Here is a 19,669-nt window from a genome sequence, read left to right on the forward strand (position 1 = left end):
AACACGAAGTGACGACACCACGAAGTGACGACACCACGAAGTGACGACACCGAGAGGTGACGCCACCGTGACGACACACCGCGAAGTGACGACATGACGTCCTGGGGAGGGACTTCGTGAACCAACCGGTAGCAGTCCTCGGGGCAGGCCCCTTCGGCCTGTCCACCGCCGCCCATCTGCGCGCCCGTGGCGTGCCCGTCCGCGTCTTCGGCGACCCCATGGTCAGCTGGCGCGACAACATGCCCGCGGGCATGCTCCTGAAGTCGACCCCCGCGGCCTCCAGCATCGACTGCCCCCAGCGCGGGCACACCCTCGCCGACTACTGCGACGCGGCCGGCATCCGGCGGCTGGTGAACGACGAGGACATCATTCCCGTGGAAACGTTCATCGCCTACGGCGAGTGGTTCCAGCAGAAGCTGGTGCCCGAGCTGGAGCGGGTGCGGGTGGTGTCCGTGGACCGGCGCACCGGGGGCGGCTTCGAGCTGAAGCTGGACTCCGGGGAGCAGTTCACCGCGCGGGCCGTCGTCGTGGCCACCGGGCTGTCCGGCCTGTCCCACCTGCCCCGCGAGCTGGCCGCGGCCGCGCCGGACGGGCCCGCCGCCACGGCGCCCGTCTCGCACAGTTCCCAGCACCACGACCTGACCCGCTTCGCCGGCCGGGAACTGATCGTCGTCGGCGCCGGACAGTCCGCGCTGGAGACGGCGGCGCTCGCCGCCGAGGCCGGGGCCCGGGTGCGGGTGGTGGCCCGCGGCCGGGGCCGGGTCGCGTTCGGCGCGGCCCCCTGGGACCAGCCCCGGCTGCGCCCCGAGTCGCCGTTCGGCCGGGCCTGGTCGCTGTGGGCGCTGAGCTATTACCCGCATCCCTACCGCTATCTGCCCGCCGAGATACGCCACTACCTGGTCCGCCGGGTCCTCGGCCCGCTCGGCGCCTGGTGGCTGCGCGAGCGCTTCTCGGGGAAGGTGCAGGTCAGCGAGGTGCAGCGGATCGTGCGGGCGGAGCCGACGGGCGAGGGCGCCACCCTCACCGTGCGCAGCCACACCGGCCGCACCGAGCGGCTGGCCGCCGACCACGTCATCGCGGCCACCGGCTACCGGGTGAACATCGCGGCGATGGACTTCCTCGGCCACGGGCTGCGCACCACCCTCGCCACCAGCCGCGGCACCCCCAGGCTCGGCGCCGGGTACGTCTCGTCGGTCCCCGGCCTGTACTTCACGGGTCTGCCGGCGGCCGGGTCGTACGGCCCGGTGATGCGGTTCGTGTGCGGCACGGAGTTCGCCTCGCCGCGCCTGGCCCGCCACCTGGTGGCGGCACACGGCTGAGGGGCGAACCACGGGCGTGGCGGTCCGGCGGGCGCGGCGGGCCGGTCCGGCGGGCGCGGTGGTCCGGTCGATCCTTCCGCGCGTGCCGCCGGGCCGGGAAACCGGCGATGAGCCCGGGTGGGCCGGCCGCCTCGGCGGCCTCCGCATCCCTGCCGGAACCCGGGCCGGAGGAGGCCGGATCGGGCGGTGAACGGGTGCCCCGCGGGGTCCGTATTCTCTGATCATGGCCGCACCCCTCGCATATGCCCTCATTGCCACTGACCTGGACGGAACGCTGCTGCGCGGCGACGACACGCTCTCCGACCGGTCCCGGGCCGCGCTCGCGCGGGTGGCGAAGGCCGGCGCGCGCCACCTTGTGGTGACGGGCCGCCCGGCGCCCCGGGTACGGCCGCTGCTGGAGGACCTCGGCTGCACGGGGCTCGCGGTGTGCGGCCAGGGCGCGCAGGTGTACGACGCGGGGGCCGGCCGTCTGCTGTGGTCGGTGACCCTCGACCGGGAGCTGGCCGAGACCGCGCTCGGCAAGATCGAGGCCGAGGTGGGGGAGGTGTACGCCGCCGTCGACCAGGACGGCGTGGACGGGCTGACGCTGATCGAGCCCGGCTACCGGATGCCGCACCCGACGCTGCCGGCGGTGCGGGTCGGGCGGCGCGACGATCTGTGGGGCGAGCCGATCAGCAAGGTGCTGCTGCGCCATCCCGAGCTGTCCGACGACGAGCTGGCGGCGACGGCGCGCGCGGTGGTCGGTTCCCTGGCGACGGTGACCATGTCGGGGCCGGGGACGGTGGAGCTGCAGCCGTGCGGTGTCACCAAGGCGACGGGGCTCGCGCTGGCGGCCGGCCATCTCGGGCTGGGCGCCGAGCGGGCGCTCGCGTTCGGGGACATGCCGAACGACATCCCGATGTTCGCCTGGGCCGCCCGCGGGGTGGCCATGGCCAACGCCCATCCGGAGCTGAAGGCCGTGGCCGACGAGGTCACCATGTCGAACGAGGACGACGGCATCGCCGTCGTCCTCGAGCGGTTGTTCCCGTGAAGTGCGGCCTAGTAGGCGCTGAACACGTTGTCGATCGAGCCGTAGCGGGCTGCCGCGTAGTTGCAGGCCGCGGTGATGTTGGCGATCGGGTCGTACGGGTCCATGGAGGTGCCGGACACGTGGTAGGCGAGGAACGTCGGGTCGATCACCTGGAGCAGGCCCTTGGACGGGGTGCCGGCGGCCGCGTTGGAGTCCCACAGGTTGATGGCGGCGGGGTTGCCGGAGGACTCGCGGATGATGTTGCGGTAGATCCCGTCGTAGGTGCCCGGGATGCCGTGCTGGGACATGATGGCCAGCGACTGGCGGATCCAGCCGTCGAGGTTGTTCGGGTAGGCCGAGTTGGCGGCCGTGATCACGGTGGCGCTGGCCGGGGTGGCGGCGGAGGCGCTGGTCGCGCCGAAGAGCGGCAGCGCGAGGGCGGCGGCACCGGTGCCGGCGACGGCGAGGGTGCGGACGAGGCGGGACGTGCGGGTGCGGCGGTGCTGACCGGCAGCAGACATGACGAAGTTCCTCTCCGGCGCCTGCGAGGTGAGCTGTCGGGTTCGGGCTGGAGATGCCCGGCCGGCCGCGGATGCGGCACGGCTTCACCCCGAGCCGGTCCGGGGCGTCGTCGGGGTGACGACGTCCGGCTCGGCGACTTACCTGGGTCCCCCGCTCCTGCCGTACACGGATGAGTTGGTCCGATGGTGGATGCCGGACGGCGGCAGGATTAGGCGTCCATCCGACAGGCCGGGAAGTTATGCGAGAGCTGATGCCGGGAACAAGTACCGGTTTCACCTAATGCCCTGGTTGACCTTGGTCCGGGGCGTTTGGGCTGCTTGATCCTTTGTGATCGTCTAGGCCCAACTTGCTTGTGAGGGCTGGTTAAACGCGGGGCGGACGGACAGGAGACCGACGAGAGGCTCGCGTGACCCAATTCACTGGTGTCACAGGGGAAACACATTTGGTACCAAGGTGACCAAGGTGGATCGGCTGATTAATTACGGCAAAACGGGCAGTCGGGTCGTGTTGTGGCACGGTGGGGCGGGGTCTGTCGCCGAGGGTGGGGGTGGTCTTCGCGGTGGTCTTCGCGACACGAGCATGGTTGATATCGGTACTTTTCGGTTGATCAGATTTGATCGATAAACATATCGGGCGCGATCCGATACCGCCTGGCCTGTAACCGTGGGCGCTATCGGTGATCGAAACGTGACCGGATACGCTGACTTGAGTGATGTCAGCGACCTATCGACAAACCGTGTAATCGCCAACCGGCACCAGCAGACAGGAGACCCCTCGTGACCGTCGTCGGGCCGTTCGGGCTTAGCGTGCGGGACCAGGCTCTCGAGGCCGATGTCCAGGCCGGATTGGCGGCTGTCGAGGAAGGGCTGCTCGAGGCCACCAAGAGCGAGGTTCCCTTCATCACGGAGGCCGCGCAGCACCTGGTGCGGGCGGGCGGGAAGCGGTTCCGGCCGCTGCTCGTGATGCTGGCGGCGCAGTTCGGGGACCCGTATGCGCCGGGTGTCGTGCCGTCGGCGGTCGTGGTCGAGCTGACCCACCTGGCGACGCTCTACCACGACGACGTCATGGACGAGGCCGCCGTACGGCGCGGGGTGCCCAGCGCGAACACGCGGTGGGGTAACTCGGTCGCCGTACTGACCGGCGACTTCCTCTTCGCGCGGGCCTCGCAGATCCTCGCCGACCTCGGGCCCGAGGCGGTGCGGGTGCAGGCGCTGGCGTTCGAGCGGCTGGTCACCGGGCAGATCCTGGAGACCGCGGGCCCGCAGGACGGGCGCGACCCGGTCGACCACTACCTCGAGGTGCTCGGCGGCAAGACGGGGTCACTGGTGGCGGTGTCGTGCCGGTTCGGCGCGATGATGTCCGGCGCCGACGAGACGGTCGTGGACGTGCTGACGCAGTACGGGGAGCGGCTGGGCGTGGCCTTCCAGCTGGCGGACGACGTACTCGACATCGCCTCCGACTCGCACGAGTCCGGCAAGACGCCGGGGACGGATCTTCGCGAGGGCATCCCGACACTCCCGGTGCTGCGGCTGCGGGAGCGGGCCGAGCGGCTCGGGCTGCCGGAGGACCGCGCCCTGTGCGAGCTGCTGGACTCCGATCTGAGCGACGACGCGCGACACGCGGAGGCGCTGACCGCGCTGCGGGCGCACCCCGCGCTGGAGCAGGCGCGGCGCGACACCGTCCGCTACGCCGAGGAGGCGCGGGCCGCGCTGGCGCCGCTGCGGGAGTGCGGCGCCAAGGCGGCGCTGATTGAGCTGTGCGACGCGGTGGTGCACCGGGCGGGCTGAGGGCCGCCGTCCGCCCCGTTCGTTCTCCGGCTGCCGGCCCGCCGTCCGCCGCGTTCGCTCTCCGGCTGACGGCCCGCTGTCCGCCGCGTGCCTTTTCCGGCTGACGGCCCGCTGTCCGCGGCGTGCCTTTTCCGGCTGACGGCCCGCTGTCCGCCGCGTTCGTTCTCCGGCGACGGCCCGCTGTCCGCCGCGTGCCTTTTCCGGCTGACGGCCCGCCGTCCGCCGCGTTCGCTCTCCGGCTGACGGCCCGCCGTCCGCCGCGTGCCTTTTCCGGCTGAAGGCATCCGTCCGCCGCGTACCTTCTCCGGCTGACGCCCGCCATCCGCCCCGTACCACCTCCGGCCGGCGCCGGCCCCCCGCCCCGTGCCTTCTGGAGCCCCTTCCCCCGCCCCCCTTCCCCCGCCCCCTTCCTCCCCCGGCTCACGCCCCCGGGCTCCCCGGCCCCCCACTTCCCCTACGGGTAGGGGTACCTGAGGCCCCGCCATGTCATACCCCAGCAGTACACGCAGTTGCGTCCAGGGAGTGACGTCTCCCGGCGGCCGATTTGGTCTCATGGAAAGCACGGAAGACACCACTCCTCACCGATTCGGGTGAGAATGGCGGCTCGGGGTGGGGCCCGGCGGGAGCACGCGCCGCGGGTCACGGGACGGACAGCCGCCGCCGACGACGGAGGTAGCGCACACATGGCACCGTTTGGAAGCGATGACAGGGCGACGGCCGTGCAGGAGCCGGCCGGCTCGTCGGGCGGGGGGCGTCGCAGGGCCGCGCGGTACGTCGTGCCCGCGACCGTCGTGGGCGTGGCCGCCGCGACGATCGGGATCGTCCCCGCGCTCGCCAGCTCCGGCGACCCGGATCTGCCGAAGATCACCGCGCAGCAGCTCATCGAGAAGATCGCCGCGTCGGACGTCCAGCAGATGTCCGGCACCGTGCGGATCACCACCGACCTCGGGCTGCCCGACGTCGCAGGTCTCGCCGGCGGTCTCGGCGGGAAGGCGGGCGGCGCCGGCGACGGTTCGGCCGCCGATCCGTCCGCCAAGGTCACCGAACTCGCCACCGGCTCGCACACGTTGCGGGTCGCGGCCGACGGACCGGACCGGCAGAAGGTGTCGGTGCTGGAGGAGGCCGCCGAGTACAGCCTCATCCACAACGGCAAGGACGTCTGGGGCTACGACAGCAAGTCCGACGAGGTGTACCACGCCACCTCGGACGCCACCGGGAAGGACCACCGCAAGGACAAGCGGGGCGCGGACGACTTCACCGGTACGCCCAAGGACTTCGCCGAGCAGGCCCTGAAGGCCGCCGACTCCACCACCGCCGTCACGGTGGACGGCACCGCCCACGTCGCCGGCCGCGACGCCTACAAGCTGCTGATCAAGCCCAAGCAGTCCGGCAGCACCGTCGGCGGCATCACCATCGCCGTGGACGCGAAGACCGGCGTGCCGCTGAAGTTCACCCTGACCCCGAAGAGCGGCGGCGCCGCCGTGGTCGACGCCGGCTTCACCCAGGTCAGCTTCGCCCGGCCGGCCGCCTCCACCTTCGACTTCACCCCGCCCAAGGGCGCCAAGGTCACCGAGGGCGGCGACCGTGAGCACGGCAAGGGCGACGACGAAAAGAGCCCGCTGAAGGGCGGCCTCCCGCAGCACCTGCTGCCCACGCCGGGCGGGGAGCCGGGCAAGGGGCTCGGCGCACCCAAGGTCCTCGGTGAGGGCTGGAGCGCCATCGCGGTCTTCGACACCGGCGCCAAGGGAGGCGTGCCCTCCGGCAGCAAGGCCGACGGCGACCTCGGCGGCTTCCTCGACTCGCTCGGCGACAAGGTCTCCGGCCCGTTCGGCAAGGGCACGGTGTTCTCCACGCGCCTGGTGAACGCCCTGATCACCGACGACGGCAAGGTCTACGTCGGCGCGGTCACCAAGGACGCCCTGGTCAAGGCCGCCGACGCGGGCAGGTAAGCCGGCGGGACACCGCCGGGAGACGGGAAACGATCGGGGAGCCGATGGACGACGCGCCCGCCGCACGGGGTGAGCAGGGGCCGGAGGACGAGTACGTCATCCACACCCGCGCCCTCACCAAGCGCTACCGCGGCGGGCAGCTCGCCGTGGACGGCCTGGACCTGACCGTGCCGGCGGGCAGCGTCTTCGGCTTCCTCGGCCCGAACGGATCGGGCAAGACCACGACCATCCGGATGCTGATGGGCCTGATCGAGCCCACCTCCGGTGCCGCGCGCGTCCTCGGGCAGCCGATGCCCCGGGCCGCCCGCTCGGTGCTGCCACAGGTGGGCGCACTGATCGAAGGACCCGCGCTGTACGGCTTCCTCTCCGGCCGGGACAACCTGCTGCGCTACGACGCCGCCGACCCGACCGCCGACCCGCGCACCCGGCGTACCCGCGTCGCCACGGCGCTGGAGCGGGTGGGGCTGACGGCGGCCGCCGGGAAGAAGGCGAGGGCGTACTCGCTCGGGATGAAGCAGCGGCTGGGGCTCGCCGCCGCCCTGCTCCAGCCCCGCCGCCTGCTCGTGCTGGACGAGCCGACCAACGGGCTCGACCCGCAGGGCATGCGGGAGATCCGCTCGATCGTGCGGGAGCTGGCCTCGGACGGCACGACCGTCTTCCTCTCCTCGCACCTCCTCGACGAGATCGAACAGGTCTGCACGCACGCCGCGGTGATGGCGCGCGGGCGGCTCCTCGTGCAGGGCGCGGTCGCCGACCTGGCGGCGCGGGCGCGCGGCCGGCTGGTGGTCGTGACGCCGGACGTCTCCGACGCGGCCCGGGTGCTGAAGGAGCAGGGCGTCGCGGATGTCGTCGTGGCGGAGGACCGGGTGACGGGTGAACCGCCGGAGTCGGAACCGGCCGACCTCAACGCCGCGTTGGTCGCGGCGGGCATACGGGTGCGGGGCTTCGGCGTGGAACGGGCCTCGCTGGAGGACGCGTTCGTGGCGCTGACGGGGGAGGGCTTCGATGTCGCGGGATGACAGCACCGCCACCGGGACCACGGGAACCGGGGCCTCCGCGGCCGGGACCACGGGGACGGGGGCCTCCGCGGCCGGGACCACGGGGACCGGGGCCTCCGCGGCCAGGGCCACCGCCGGTGACTCCGCAGCCGGGACGGCCCGGGCGGTGCGGCCCCTGTGGACCCTGGGACTCTTCCGCAGCGAACTGCTGGTCACCCTGCGGCGCTGGCGCACGCTCGCGCTGCTCGGTGTGCTGGCCGCGGTGCCCGTCCTGGTCGGGATCGCCGTGCGGATCGAGACAGACGGTTCGTCGTCGGGGTCCGGGGGCGGCGGGGGACCGGCGTTCATCTCCCAGGTGACCAACAACGGCCTGTTCCTCGTCTTCACCGCGCTGGCCGCGACCCTGCCGTTCTTCCTGCCGATGGCGGTCGGTGTGATCGCGGGCGACGCCATCGCCGGCGAGGCGAGCGCGGGCACCCTGCGCTACCTCCTGGTCGCGCCGGCCGGGCGTACCCGGCTGCTGCTCGCCAAGTACACGACGGTGATGGCGTTCTGTGTGCTCGCCACTCTCGTCGTCGCGGTGTCCGCGTTGCTGGTCGGGGCGCTGCTCTTCCCGCTCGGCGATCTGACGACCATCTCCGGCACCAGGATCGGTTTCACGGAGGGGCTGGGGCGGGCCCTGCTGATCGCACTGGTCGTCGCCGCGTCCCTGACCGGGGTGGCGGCGCTCGGACTGTTCGTCTCCACGCTCACCAACAGCGGTATCGCGGCGATGGCGACGACCGTCGGGCTGCTGATCACCGTGCAGATCCTGGACCAGTTCCCGCAACTGCACGCGATCCAGCCGTATCTCTTCCCGCACTACTGGCTGTCCTTCGCCGACCTGATGCGCGAACCGGTCTACTGGGACGACCTGGTGAAGAACCTCGGTCTGCAGGGCCTGTACGCCGCCGTGTTCGGTTCGGCGGCGTGGGCCCGTTTCACCGCGAAGGACATCACCGTCTAGCGGCTCAAGCCCGCTCGTACGGGAAGCGGGCGAGCGGTGCCTCGCCGGCGAAGAAGGTCTTCGCGCGGGTCAGCGCCGCGTGGTCGGCCAGGACGTCGCCGGGGCGGCTGCCGTTGCCGAGGAGGACCCCGCCGAACCGCATCCCCAGGTAGGCGGCGGAGTTGTTGAGCGTGCCGACGAGCGGGTCGGCGACCTCCTCCTCGCGGTGCGCGAGCGCGGTCACGCCCCACAGGGTGCGCCCGGCCATCCGGGACTTGAAGTCCAGGCCGGGGGTGCGCAGCCAGCCCGACCAGTGGTCCAGATAGCGCTTGGTGTGGGCGGAGACCGAGTACCAGTACAGCGGTGAGGCGATCACGAGATCCGTCGCGGCGAGCGTGGCGTCGAGCAGCAGCGCGGTGTTGTCCCCGGTGGGCCGGGCGTGGTCGCTGTCGTGGCGCAGGTCGGTGAAGTCGGGCAGCGGGTGCTTCGCGAGGCTGATCCACTCCTGTTCCACGTCCTCGGGCAGCTGCTCGGCGGCCTTGCGGGCGAGCAGTTCGGTGTTGCCGTCGTCGCGGCTGCTGCCCAGCACGAACAGGAAACGGCGGGTCATGGCATCCCCTTGGCACTCGGTTACGGCGATCAGAAGGCGTCAACGTTGTATGCGTGCGCATTTAATCCCGGTGGGTCCGCTGGGCCCGGGGGCCCGGGGCCCGGGTGGGGAGCCTGCCGGGGGCCGGAAGTCGGGACGAGTCTGTGACGGGGTGGTGACCTGTGCACGGGGAGCGAGGAACGAGACTCGACAGTGCGTGTTCGACAGGGTTGTGTTGCCCCGGAGCACCATGAAAACGCTTGTGCCGTCCGCCGGCTCGCCGTCGAGTCCGAGTGACGCATCGGGAGTGAGGGAAGCGATGACTCGACTCAGCCGCGTGAAGACGCTGGAGGTCCGTGTCGCGGTGGACGGCTCGTTCGTGGACGAGGGAGGCCGTGCGGTGGCCCGGGCCGGAGCCTGGATCGCCGGTGTGCCGCTTCCGGTGGCGCCCGGCGAGGAGGCCCAGGACGCCGTCCTCGCCCACCTGCACCGCCTGGCCCGCGCCGACGGCCACTCCGTCCTCGCCACGATCCACGACGAACGCCTCGGGTACGTCGTCCCCCTGCGCGTGGACCCGGACGGCTCCAGCCACCTGACCTCACAGCCCCAGCCGCAGCCACAGCCGCAGGCGCCCCGGACGGTGCCGCTGCGTGCGGTCCCCGGGCTCCACCGGGACGCGGCCGTCCCCGGCGCGGTCGCCGCACCCCAGGGGGTCTTCGGGCCGCCGCCCGAGATGTCCCCGCCAGCGGCGCGTCCGGCAGCCGCCATAGCCGACGCTGCTCCGCAGGAACCCGCGGCCCCGGCCCCGGAAGCCGTCACGGCCCCGGAGCCCGCCCCGACCGCACCCCCCGCCCCGACCTCGACCCAGACCCCCGACCCCTACACCTACATCGCCCTCGCCGAAGCCGCCGCCGAGGCGAAGCCCACGCCCGCCCGGGGGTTCGATGCCATCGCCGAGGCCGTACTGGAGGATGTGCCGTCCGCCAGGGGCGGTGCCGCGTCCGCGCTGCCGGCCGGGCGGGTCGCGCGGGTGAACGAGGCCGTGCGGTCCGGACGGACGGATGCCGCGGCGGAGCTGGCCGAGGAGACCGTGGCCGAGGCGACGGCCACGTTGGGGCCGGAGCACCCGGAGGTGCTCCGGCTGCGCGAACTGACCGCCTACATCGCCTACCTGGCCGGAGAACCCGAGCGTGCCTTCCGGATCTCCCTCGACCTGGCCGGCATCCACCGCCGCAAGCAGGACGCGGAGGCCGCCTACGGCAATGTCCACAGCGCGGCCACCGCGTGGCGTGCGGTGCGCGACCCGCGGCAGGGCCTCAGCCTGGGCGGCGAGCTGATCGCCCTGTGGGCCGCACTCGCCGCCGAGAGCGGCCCCGCCGCCGACGACGCCGAGGAGCTCCGGTCGGCCCGCGCCCGCATGGACCGGCTCACCGCCCGCCTCGCCGCCCGTGCCGCCGACGGCGACTGACGACTGCTCAGCAGGAGGTCACGACGGCAGCGTCACGACGACAGCGTCCACACCGCGTACGCGATGGCGTCGCTGTTGCGGTCCAGTGCCGTGTCGTCGATGTTGGCCGTCGTGTCGCACGACGAGTGGTAGCAGCGGTCGAAGGCCTGCCCGGCGGTGCCGCCCCACTTGGCGGCCTGGGCCGACGTCTTGATGTAGTCGGCGCCGCTGAACAGCCCGCCCACCGGTACGCCGGCGTTCTTGAAGGGGGCGTGGTCGGAGCGGCCGTCGCCCTCGGTCTCGGGCTCGGTGGCGATGCCGAGGCCGGCGTAGTAGTCCTTGAAGGTCTTCTCGAGGGCCGGGTCGTCGTCGTAGACGAAGTACCCGGGGTTCGGCGAGCCGATCATGTCGAAGTTCAGGTAACCGGTGATGCGGGCGCGGTCGGCCGAGGACAGTCTGCCGACGTAGTAGCGCGAGCCGACCATGCCCAGCTCCTCGGCGCCCCACCAGGCGAAACGCAGATGCTTGGCGGGGTGGTAGCCGGTCCGTGCGACGGTGAGCGCGGTCTCCAGGATGGCGGCGGAGCCTGAGCCGTTGTCGTCGATGCCGGGGCCTGCGGTCACGCTGTCGAGGTGGGCCCCGGTCATGAGGACCTTGCCCGTGTCGCCGCCGGGCCAGTCGGCGATCAGGTTGTAGCCGGTGCGGCCGGAGGAGGTGAACTGCTGGACGGTGGTGGTGAAGCCGGCCGCGTCCAGCTTGGCCTTCACATAGTCGAGGGAGGCCTTGTACCCGGCGCGGCCGTGCGCCCGGTTGCCGCCGTTGGCGGTGGCGATGGACTGCAGCTGGGCGAGGTGGGCCTTGACGCCCGCGACGGGGATGTCGGGAGCGGCGGCGACCGCGGTGGGGGCGGGCGCCGCCCCGGCTATGGAGCCGGTGGCGACCAGGGTGGCGCCGGCGACGACGGCAGCGGCCGTCGCCCGCGCGGAAACGGAGAGGTTCATGTGGGGGGCTCCGAATTCCTTGAGGAATGGGGTGCCCGATGGTGAAGCTGATGCTGACGCTCCGTCAAGAGCACAATCCGGACACTGCTGTTCGCATTCCGGATCATTCACCGGACCCGCGCGGGAGCCCCACGCCCGGTGCACGCGGACCCCTCCGCTCAGTGCACGCAGAACTCGTTGCCCTCCGGGTCCGCCATCACCACCCACTGCCCGCTCGGCTCGTTCACCTCGCGCAGCACGCTCGCGCCGAGCGCCTTCAGTCGCTCCACCTCGTCCGCGCGCCGCCCGTCGCCCGGGTGCAGGTCGAGGTGGAGCCGGTTCTTCACGGTCTTCGGCTCCGGCACCCGCTGGAACAGCAGCCGCCGCCCCAGCCCGGTACCGCTGTGCGGGTCGTACGGGTCCTGCGGATGGCGTACGGCGACGAGGTCCCGGAAGGCGGGGCGGCCGTGGTACTCCACGGTGGCCGCGCCCGGCAGCGCCCCCGCGGCGAGCAGCTGCTCGATGAGCGCGGCGTTGTCCTCCACCGTGTAGTGCAGCGCGGCGGCCCAGAAGTCGGCCTGCGTGTGCGGGTCGGCGGCGTCGATGACGATCTTGAAGTGCACCGGAGCCGGTGCCGTCGTGGTCATGTAACCAGTAATAATGGTTACATGAGTGAGCGTGCAACGGAATCGCCGGAACCGGCCGGTCTTTCCGCCCGTGCGAGCGGCCCCCCGGGGCTGGTCCTGCACACCTACGACGGCCGGCCCTACCGCTTCGACCCCGGCGCGCTGTGCCTGGAGCTGCTCACCACCGGCGGGCCGGGCGCCTTCGCCCGGTACGAGACGCTGCACACCCCTGCCGACCTGGTCGCCTGGGCCGCACGCAGCCGGCTCCCGCAGGGGCTCGACCTGCGGGTCACGGACGCCGAGCTGGTCCGGGCCCGCGAGGTGCGCGACGCGCTCTTCCTGCTCACCGCCGACCGCGCGCACGGACGCCCGCTGCGCCCGGATCTGGTGGCGACGCTGAACGAGGCGGCCGCGCGGCCGTCGCTGGTGGCCCGGCTCGGCCCGGACGGCACGCGCGCATGGGCGCCGGGCGCGAGCGGCGCGCAGCTGTTGTCCACGGTCGCCCGCGACGCGATCGACCTGTTCAGCGGCCCGTACGCGGACCGCGTCCGCGAGTGCGGCGCCCACGACTGCCATCTGCTCTTCGTCGACACCTCGCGCCCGGGTCGCCGCCGCTGGTGCGCGATGGAACACTGCGGCAACCGCGAGAAGGTCCGCGCCCACCGGGCCCGCGCCGACCGGCCGGCCGGCTAGGGTCTGTCGTTTGGATCAGGCCGGCCTCGAGTTGCGGTGCGTCTCGGCCGACCCGAGCGGGGTCTGGTGCGTGCAGCTGCAAGGCGGAGGAGGGCGCCAACGCGGTGGGGGTCCCCCCTGCTCGAAGAGCTAGGGGGAGTGCGTGCCAGACCCCGCGACGCCGGGATGATCCAAACGACAGGCCCTAGCCCCGGCGGGCGTACGCCGGACTACGCCTCCACGCGAGGCGCCGCCGGGGCCCCGGTGGTCGGGGATTCGATGGCCGGAAGCCCGGCCGCCGCGGAGCCGCCCGCCGCGGGTTCGGCCGCCGTGGAAGCGGCCGTCGGGGCTTCGGCCGTCGCCGTGTCGGGCGTCGTCGCTTGGGTCGCCGCCGCGAGGGTCGTGCGGAGGCGGGCCGTGCGGCGGGCGGTGCGGAGGCTGTCGGCGGTGAGGAGGATCAGGGCCAGCCAGACGAGGGCGAAGCCCGCCCAGCGCTCGGGCGGCATGGCCTCGTGGAAGTAGAGCACTCCGCACAGGAACTGGAAGACCGGGGCGAGGTACTGCAGCAGCCCCAGCGTGGACAGCGGCACGCGGATCGCGGCCGCGCCGAAGCAGACCAGCGGGATCGCGGTGACCACGCCGGTGGAGGCGAGCAGCGCGGTGTGGCCCGGGCCCTCGGTGGTGAACGTCGAGTGCCCCTGCGCGGTCAGCCACAGCAGATAGCCGAGCGCGGGCAGGAACTGGATCGCGGTCTCGGCGGCCAGCGACTCCACGCCGCCGAGGTTCACCTTCTTCTTCATCAGGCCGTACGTGGCGAAGGAGAAGGCGAGGATCAGCGAGATCCACGGCGGCCGGCCGTAGCCGACGGTCAGGACGATCACGGCGGCCAGGCCGACGCCGACGGCGGCCCACTGGGCCGGACGCAGCCGCTCGCCGAGCAGCAGCACGCCCATGGCGATGGTGACCAGCGGGTTGATGAAGTAGCCGAGCGAGGCCTCGACGACATGGCCGCTGTTCACGGCCCAGATGTAGACGCCCCAGTTGATGCTGATGACGCCCGCGGCGACCGCGACGAGGGCCAGCCGGCGGGGCTGGCGCAGCAGCTCGCCGGCCCACCGCCGGCGTCGCATGACGGCCAGCACCGCGGCGACGACGACGAAGGACCACAGCATCCGGTGGGCGAGCACCTCGCCGGCGCCGGCGGGCTCCAGCAGCGGGAAGAAGAGGGGGAACAGCCCCCACATCCCATACGCAGCGAAGCCGTTCAGCAGGCCTATGCGCTGCTCACCCTTCGACGTCCCGCCCACGGGCTCCTCCTTCGCCTCTGCACATGCCTCCACGAAGGTAACGCCGCGCCGCCCGCCTGTCATGTCCGTATCGCCATACGGTCATGACAGCGCGGGCGGGTGAGACTACGCGGTCCTGCGCTCGGCCGTTCAGCCCTTCAGTGCGGCGGTGATCGCCTCGGCCAGCGGGGTGGTGGGGCGGCCGGTCAGGCGGGACAGGTCGCCGGAGGTGACCTCCAGCTCGCCCTTCTCGATGGAGACGTCGACCCCGGCGAAGACGGCGGCGAGCGGCTCGGGCAGCCCTGCGCCGGTCAGGACGGAGGTGAGCGCCTCGGGGGTGACCGGGTTGTAGACGATCTCCTCACCGGTCTGCCGGCTCAGCTCGGCCGCGTACTCGGCGAAGCTCCACGCGGTGTCACCGCCCAGCTCGTACGTCTTGTTCTCGTGACCCTCGCCGGTCAGTACGGCGACGGCGGCGGCCGCGTAGTCGGCGCGCGAGGCCGAGGACACGCGCCCCTTGCCGGCCGCCGCGACGACGGCGCGGTGCTCCAGGACCGGGGCCAGGTTCTCCGTGTAGTTCTCGTGGTACCAGCCGTTGCGCAGCAGCACGTAGGGCAGGCCCGAGGCGAGCAGCGCCTCCTCGGTGGCCCGGTGGTCGTCGGCGAGCGCGGCGGTGAGGCTGCCCGGGGCGCTGGTGTAGGCGAGCAGGGCGACGCCCGCGGCCCTGGCGGCGTCGATGACGACCTGGTGCTGGCCGGTCCGGCCCTTGTCGAACTCGTTGCCGGAGATCAGCAGCACCTTGTCGCCGGCCGCGAAGAGGCCCTCGAAGGTCTGCGGGGTGTTGTAGTCGGCGATCGCGAGGCGCACGCCGCGTTCGGCGAGGTCGGCGGCCTTCTCCGGGGTGCGTACGACGGCGGTGACCTGGTCGGCCGGGACCTTGTCGAGCAGCTGCTCCACGACGTGGCGGCCGAGGTGTCCGGTGGCTCCGGTGACGACGATGCTCATGGTCTGCGCTCTCCTCGGGGGGTGACTTCTCCGTTGTCTGACACCCACCGTACGGATTGCGCTAACTTTTGGAAAGTACCCACTTTGAAGTAAGGTACTGGCATGACGGTAAGTGCAGTGGGCTCCGACGCCGAGGCGATGTGTCCCTACCGGCTCGTCCTGGAGCACGTCACCAGCCGGTGGGGCGTGCTCGTCCTGATCGCGTTGCTGGAGCGCTCCTACCGGTTCAGCGAGCTGCGCCGCGAGGTGAGCCGCGTCGGCCGGACGGTCAGCGAGAAGATGCTCACCCAGACCCTGCAGACCCTGGAGCGCGACGGACTGGTCCACCGCGACGCCCGGCCGGTCATCCCGCCCCGCGTCGACTACTCCCTGACCGCACTGGGCCGGGAGGCCGCCGAGCAGGTCCGCGCACTGACCCAGTGGACGGAGCGGCGCATGCCGGACGTGGAACGCGCCCGCACGGCATACGACGAGGCCCGGGACGCTTCGTCGTCGTCCCGGGCCTCGTGAGGGAAGGCGGCGTCAGCCGACGACCGTCCAGGTGTCGCCGCCGGCGAGGAGCGCGGCGAGGTCGCCCTTGCCGCGCTGTTCGACCGCGGTGTCGAGCTGGTCGGCCATGAGGGTGTCGTAGACCGGCCGCTCGACGGAGCGGAACACGCCGATCGGCGTGTGGTGCAGGGTGTCCGGGTCGGCGAGCCGGGACAGCGCGAAGGCCGTGGTCGGGGAGGCGGCGTGGGCGTCGTGGACGAGGACGTCGGCCTCGTTCTCCGGCGTCACGTCCACCACCCGCAGATCACCGGTCCGCGCATCCCGTACGACCCCGCGCTCGCCGTCGGTGCCGAGGCGGATGGGCTGCCCGTGCTCCAGGCGCATCAGGGCCTCGGCGGCCTGCTGCTGGTCCTTCAGGGCGTCGAAGGCGCCGTCGTTGAAGATGTTGCAGTTCTGGTAGATCTCGATCAGCGCGGTGCCCGGGTGGGCGGCCGCCTGCCGCAGGACCTCCGTGAGGTGCTTGCGGTCGGAGTCGATGGTCCGGGCGACGAAGGACGCCTCCGCGCCGAGCGCCAGCGACACCGGGTTGAAGGGGGCGTCCAGGGAACCCATCGGCGTCGACTTGGTGATCTTGCCGAGCTCGGAGGTCGGGCTGTACTGGCCCTTGGTCAGACCGTAGATCCGGTTGTTGAACAGCAGGATCTTGAGGTTGACGTTGCGCCGCAGGGCGTGGATGAGGTGGTTGCCGCCGATGGACAGCGCGTCACCGTCACCGGTCACCACCCACACCGACAGATCCCGGCGCGAGGTGGCCAGGCCGGTCGCGATGGCCGGGGCGCGGCCGTGGATGGAGTGCATCCCGTAGGTGTTCATGTAGTACGGGAAGCGGGAGGAGCAGCCGATGCCGGAGACGAAGACGATGTTCTCCCGGGCCAGACCCAGTTCGGGCATGAAGCCCTGCACCGCCGCCAGGATCGCGTAGTCGCCGCAGCCCGGGCACCAGCGCACCTCCTGGTCCGACTTGAAGTCCTTCATCGTCTGCTTGGCCTCGGCCTTGGGGACCAGCTGAAGCAGCGTGTCGGCGTCAGTCATGGATGGCCTCCTTCAGCGCCGCGGCGAGCCTCTCCGCCTTGAACGGCATGCCGTTGACCTGGGTGTGGGAACGGGCGTCGACCAGGTACCTCGCCCGGATCAGGGTGGCGAGCTGGCCGAGGTTCATCTCGGGGATCACGACCTTGTCGTAGGCCTTCAGGACCTCGCCGAGGTTGCGCGGGAAGGGGTTGAGGTGACGCAGGTGCGCCTGTGCGATCGCCTCGCCGGCCGTCCGCAGCCGCCGTACCGCCGCCGTGATCGGGCCGTACGTCGAACCCCAGCCCAGCACCAGCGTGCGCGCCTGCTGCGGGTCGTCGACCTCGAGGTCCGGGATCTCGATGCCGTCGACCTTGGCCTGCCGGGTGCGGACCATGAAGTCGTGGTTGGCCGGGTCGTAGGAGATGTTCCCGGTGCCGTCCTGCTTCTCGATGCCGCCGATCCGGTGCTCCAGACCCGGCGTGCCCGGCACCGCCCACGGCCGGGCCAGGGTGTGCGGGTCGCGCTTGTAGGGCCAGAAGACCTCGGTGCCGTTGTCCAGGGTGTGGTTCGGGCCCTGCGCGAACTGCACCCGCAGGTCCGGCAGGCCGTCCACCTCGGGGATCCGCCAGGGCTCGCTGCCGTTGGCCAGGTAGCCGTCCGAGAGCAGGAACACCGGGGTGCGGTAGAGCAGCGCGATCCGCGCGGCCTCCAGCGCGGCGTCGAAGCAGTCGGCGGGTGTCTTCGGCGCGACGACGGGCACCGGCGCCTCGCCGTTGCGGCCGTACATCGCCTGCAGCAGGTCCGCCTGCTCGGTCTTGGTCGGCAGACCGGTGGAGGGGCCGCCGCGCTGGATGTCCACGATCAGCAGCGGCAGCTCCAGCGACACCGCGAGGCCGATCGTCTCGCTCTTGAGCGCCACACCCGGACCGGAGGTCGTCGTCACGGCCAGCGAACCGCCGAACGCCGCGCCCAGGGCGGCGCCGATGCCGGCGATCTCGTCCTCGGCCTGGAAGGTGCGCACACCGAAGTTCTTGTGCCGGCTCAGCTCGTGCAGGATGTCCGAGGCCGGGGTGATCGGGTACGAGCCGAGGAACAGCGGCAGGTCGGCCTGGCGGGAGGCGGTGATCAGGCCGTAGGCGAGGGCCAGGTTGCCGGAGATGTTGCGGTACAGGCCGGGCGGGAACGCCGTCGCCGCCGGCGCGACCTCGTAGGAGACCGCGAAGTCCTCGGTCGTCTCACCGAAGTTCCAGCCCGCCCGGAAGGCGGCGATGTTCGCCTCGGCGATCTCCGGCTTCTTCGCGAACTTGGTGCGCAGGAACTTCTCGGTGCCCTCGGTCGGGCGGTGGTACATCCACGACAGCAGCCCCAGCGCGAACATGTTCTTGCTGCGCTCGGCCTCCTTGCGGGAGAGCTCGAACTCCTTCAGCGCCTCCACCGTCAGCGTGGTCAGCGGCACCGGGTGCAGGCTGTAGCCGTCCAGCGAGCCGTCTTCCAGCGGGTTGGAGTCGTAGCCGACCTTCTGCATGGCCCGTTTGGTGAACTCGTCGGTGTTGACGATGATCTCCGCACCGCGCGGCATGTCGCCGATGTTCGCCTTCAGGGCGGCCGGGTTCATCGCCACCAGCACGTTCGGCGCGTCGCCCGGGGTGAGGATGTCGTGGTCGGCGAAGTGCAGCTGGAAGCTGGAGACGCCGGGCAGGGTGCCGGCGGGCGCCCGGATCTCGGCCGGGAAGTTCGGCAGGGTCGAGAGGTCGTTGCCGAACGACGCGGTCTCCGAGGTGAACCGGTCGCCCGTGAGCTGCATGCCGTCACCCGAGTCCCCCGCGAACCGGATGATCACCCGGTCCAGCCGGCGGACGTCCTTTCCCCCGGCCGGTCTGCGCTGCTCTCCTACGACGGTGGTGTCGGCCTGCTCCGCTGGGCTGCTGACCTGACTGGTCACTGAACTGGACCTCCCTCGAGGCGGCTGTCGGGAGCGGCCCACCCACGGGCCTCCCAGATCAACCCTACGTCTGTAAGGGTCGCCTTCCCTTGAGTTTCACCATGGTGGTCACTCGACCGCCCTGCCGCCGCCGCGAGCCGTGCTCGTCATCGCTCCGGGTTCCCCCAGGGGTGCCCCTGTCCCGGCGCGGCGCTCAGAAGCTCAGGAGTCCAGAGTTCAGGAGTTCAAGGCCGATGGGCCAAAAGCTTCGCCGACGGGCCAAGAGCTCAAGAGCTCAGGAGTTCAGATACGTCAGCACGGCGAGCACCCGGCGGTGGTCACCCTCGCTCGGGGACAGGCCGAGTTTGAGGAAGATGTTGCTGACGTGCTTCTCGACCGCGCCGTCACTGACGACGAGCTGCTTGGCGATGGCCGAATTCGTACGCCCCTCGGCCATCAGTCCGAGGACCTCCCGCTCCCTCGGGGTGAGCCCGGCGAGGACGTCCTGCTTGCGGGAGCGGCCCAGCAACTGGGCGACGACCTCGGGGTCGAGGGCCGTACCGCCGTCGGCGACGCGCACCACCGCGTCCACGAACTCGCGCACCTCGGCCACACGGTCCTTGAGCAGATAGCCGACGCCACGGCTCGAACCGGCCAGCAGCTCGGTGGCGTACCGCTCCTCGACGTACTGCGACAGCACCAGCACCCCGAGCCCGGGATGCGCCTTGCGCAGCTGTACGGCGGCCCGCACGCCCTCGTCGGTGTGGGTGGGAGGCATCCGTACGTCCGCGACGACGACGTCGGGCAGCGCGCCCTCCGCGTCCAGCTCGGCGATGGTCTTCACCAGCGCCTCGGCGTCCCCCACACCGGCGACGACGTCGTGCCCGCGGTCGGTGAGCAGCCGCGTCAGCCCTTCCCGCAGCAGCACCGAATCCTCGGCGATGACCACCCGCACCCTGACCTCCACGACGCCGTTCCCCCCACACTGCGCGACAACAGCCCAAGCATTCCATC

General features: G+C 71.9%; 18 protein-coding genes and 1 riboswitch. Of the genes, 9 read left to right on the top strand and 9 right to left on the bottom strand.

From position 1 onward, the window contains the following. The first annotated feature begins 116 nt into the window (after positions 1-116). Positions 117-1,319: an FAD-dependent oxidoreductase gene (locus ACZ64A_RS19100; protein ID WP_469811557.1), complete on the top strand. Its 1,203-nt coding sequence runs from the start codon at positions 117-119 to the stop codon at positions 1,317-1,319. A gap of 223 nt (positions 1,320-1,542) precedes the next feature. Continuing rightward, positions 1,543-2,349, top strand: coding sequence for an HAD family hydrolase (locus ACZ64A_RS19105; protein WP_469811558.1), 807 nt, complete (start codon positions 1,543-1,545; stop codon positions 2,347-2,349). Positions 2,350-2,357: 8 nt separating this feature from the next. On the opposite strand, the gene ACZ64A_RS19110 is transcribed toward ACZ64A_RS19105, so the two are convergent. Continuing rightward, positions 2,358-2,849, bottom strand: coding sequence for a transglycosylase SLT domain-containing protein (locus ACZ64A_RS19110; RefSeq protein WP_469811559.1), 492 nt, complete (start codon positions 2,847-2,849; stop codon positions 2,358-2,360). A 3-nt stretch (positions 2,850-2,852) separates the two neighbouring features. Continuing rightward, a riboswitch (cyclic di-AMP (ydaO/yuaA leader) is annotated at positions 2,853-3,037 on the bottom strand. 589 nt (positions 3,038-3,626) lie between these two features. Here ACZ64A_RS19110 and ACZ64A_RS19115 point away from each other — a divergent pair. The 4 genes from ACZ64A_RS19115 to ACZ64A_RS19130 all read left to right on the top strand — a co-directional run bounded on the left by ACZ64A_RS19115 (position 3,627) and on the right by ACZ64A_RS19130 (position 8,590). Further along, complete coding sequence (locus tag ACZ64A_RS19115) at positions 3,627-4,637, top strand: polyprenyl synthetase family protein (protein ID WP_469811561.1); 1,011 nt, start codon at positions 3,627-3,629, stop codon at positions 4,635-4,637. 683 nt (positions 4,638-5,320) lie between these two features. After that, complete coding sequence (locus ACZ64A_RS19120) at positions 5,321-6,586, top strand: LolA family protein (RefSeq protein ID WP_469811563.1); 1,266 nt, start codon at positions 5,321-5,323, stop codon at positions 6,584-6,586. 44 nt (positions 6,587-6,630) lie between these two features. Beyond that, entirely contained in the window at positions 6,631-7,605 is a 975-nt protein-coding gene (locus tag ACZ64A_RS19125) for an ABC transporter ATP-binding protein (RefSeq protein ID WP_469811564.1), read from the top strand. Next, the gene (locus ACZ64A_RS19130) at positions 7,592-8,590 is read left to right on the top strand and encodes an ABC transporter permease (protein ID WP_469811565.1); all 999 of its coding nucleotides are present in this window, start codon (positions 7,592-7,594) and stop codon (positions 8,588-8,590) included. Before ACZ64A_RS19125 ends, ACZ64A_RS19130 begins: the two co-directional genes overlap by 14 nt. Positions 8,591-8,594: 4 nt before the next feature. On the opposite strand, the gene ACZ64A_RS19135 is transcribed toward ACZ64A_RS19130, so the two are convergent. Then, positions 8,595-9,179 (bottom strand): flavodoxin family protein, encoded by a 585-nt coding sequence (locus tag ACZ64A_RS19135; protein ID WP_469811566.1) that lies wholly within the window; start codon positions 9,177-9,179, stop codon positions 8,595-8,597. 298 nt (positions 9,180-9,477) lie between these two features. Between ACZ64A_RS19135 and ACZ64A_RS19140 the strand changes: the two genes are divergently transcribed. Further along, complete coding sequence (locus tag ACZ64A_RS19140; protein ID WP_469811567.1) at positions 9,478-10,626, top strand: tetratricopeptide repeat protein; 1,149 nt, start codon at positions 9,478-9,480, stop codon at positions 10,624-10,626. Positions 10,627-10,658: 32 nt separating this feature from the next. Here the strand turns inward: ACZ64A_RS19140 and ACZ64A_RS19145 are convergent, their stop codons facing one another. Both ACZ64A_RS19145 and ACZ64A_RS19150 read right to left on the bottom strand, forming a co-directional pair. Next, complete coding sequence (locus ACZ64A_RS19145) at positions 10,659-11,606, bottom strand: M28 family metallopeptidase (RefSeq protein WP_469811568.1); 948 nt, start codon at positions 11,604-11,606, stop codon at positions 10,659-10,661. A 158-nt stretch (positions 11,607-11,764) separates the two neighbouring features. Continuing rightward, positions 11,765-12,232 carry a VOC family protein gene (locus tag ACZ64A_RS19150; RefSeq protein WP_469811569.1) on the bottom strand — a complete coding sequence of 156 codons (468 nt, stop codon included), beginning with the start codon at positions 12,230-12,232 and terminating at the stop codon, positions 11,765-11,767. A 21-nt stretch (positions 12,233-12,253) separates the two neighbouring features. Between ACZ64A_RS19150 and ACZ64A_RS19155 the strand changes: the two genes are divergently transcribed. Beyond that, positions 12,254-12,904 carry a CGNR zinc finger domain-containing protein gene (locus ACZ64A_RS19155; RefSeq protein WP_469811571.1) on the top strand — a complete coding sequence of 217 codons (651 nt, stop codon included), beginning with the start codon at positions 12,254-12,256 and terminating at the stop codon, positions 12,902-12,904. A gap of 209 nt (positions 12,905-13,113) precedes the next feature. Here ACZ64A_RS19155 and rarD read toward each other — a convergent pair whose 3' ends face one another. Both rarD and ACZ64A_RS19165 read right to left on the bottom strand, forming a co-directional pair. After that, a complete protein-coding gene (rarD, locus tag ACZ64A_RS19160; RefSeq protein WP_469811572.1) occupies positions 13,114-14,190 on the bottom strand; it encodes an EamA family transporter RarD in 1,077 nt (358 codons plus the stop codon). 129 nt (positions 14,191-14,319) lie between these two features. After that, positions 14,320-15,174 (bottom strand): SDR family oxidoreductase, encoded by an 855-nt coding sequence (locus ACZ64A_RS19165; protein ID WP_469811573.1) that lies wholly within the window; start codon positions 15,172-15,174, stop codon positions 14,320-14,322. A 102-nt stretch (positions 15,175-15,276) separates the two neighbouring features. Here ACZ64A_RS19165 and ACZ64A_RS19170 point away from each other — a divergent pair, with 102 nt between their 5' ends. After that, positions 15,277-15,684 carry a winged helix-turn-helix transcriptional regulator gene (locus tag ACZ64A_RS19170; RefSeq protein ID WP_469811575.1) on the top strand — a complete coding sequence of 136 codons (408 nt, stop codon included), beginning with the start codon at positions 15,277-15,279 and terminating at the stop codon, positions 15,682-15,684. 12 nt (positions 15,685-15,696) lie between these two features. Here the strand turns inward: ACZ64A_RS19170 and ACZ64A_RS19175 are convergent, their stop codons facing one another. The 3 genes from ACZ64A_RS19175 to ACZ64A_RS19185 all read right to left on the bottom strand — a co-directional run bounded on the left by ACZ64A_RS19175 (position 15,697) and on the right by ACZ64A_RS19185 (position 19,610). Next, the gene (locus ACZ64A_RS19175) at positions 15,697-16,755 is read right to left on the bottom strand and encodes a 2-oxoacid:ferredoxin oxidoreductase subunit beta (protein WP_469811576.1); all 1,059 of its coding nucleotides are present in this window, start codon (positions 16,753-16,755) and stop codon (positions 15,697-15,699) included. Then, a complete protein-coding gene (locus ACZ64A_RS19180) occupies positions 16,748-18,676 on the bottom strand; it encodes a 2-oxoacid:acceptor oxidoreductase subunit alpha (protein WP_469811577.1) in 1,929 nt (642 codons plus the stop codon). Before ACZ64A_RS19180 ends, ACZ64A_RS19175 begins: the two co-directional genes overlap by 8 nt. Before the next feature lie 274 nt (positions 18,677-18,950). Beyond that, positions 18,951-19,610: a LuxR C-terminal-related transcriptional regulator gene (locus tag ACZ64A_RS19185; RefSeq protein ID WP_469811904.1), complete on the bottom strand. Its 660-nt coding sequence runs from the start codon at positions 19,608-19,610 to the stop codon at positions 18,951-18,953. Positions 19,611-19,669 lie beyond the last annotated feature (59 nt).

It is taken from the genome of Streptomyces sp. NPDC104814 (genome assembly GCF_055583185.1).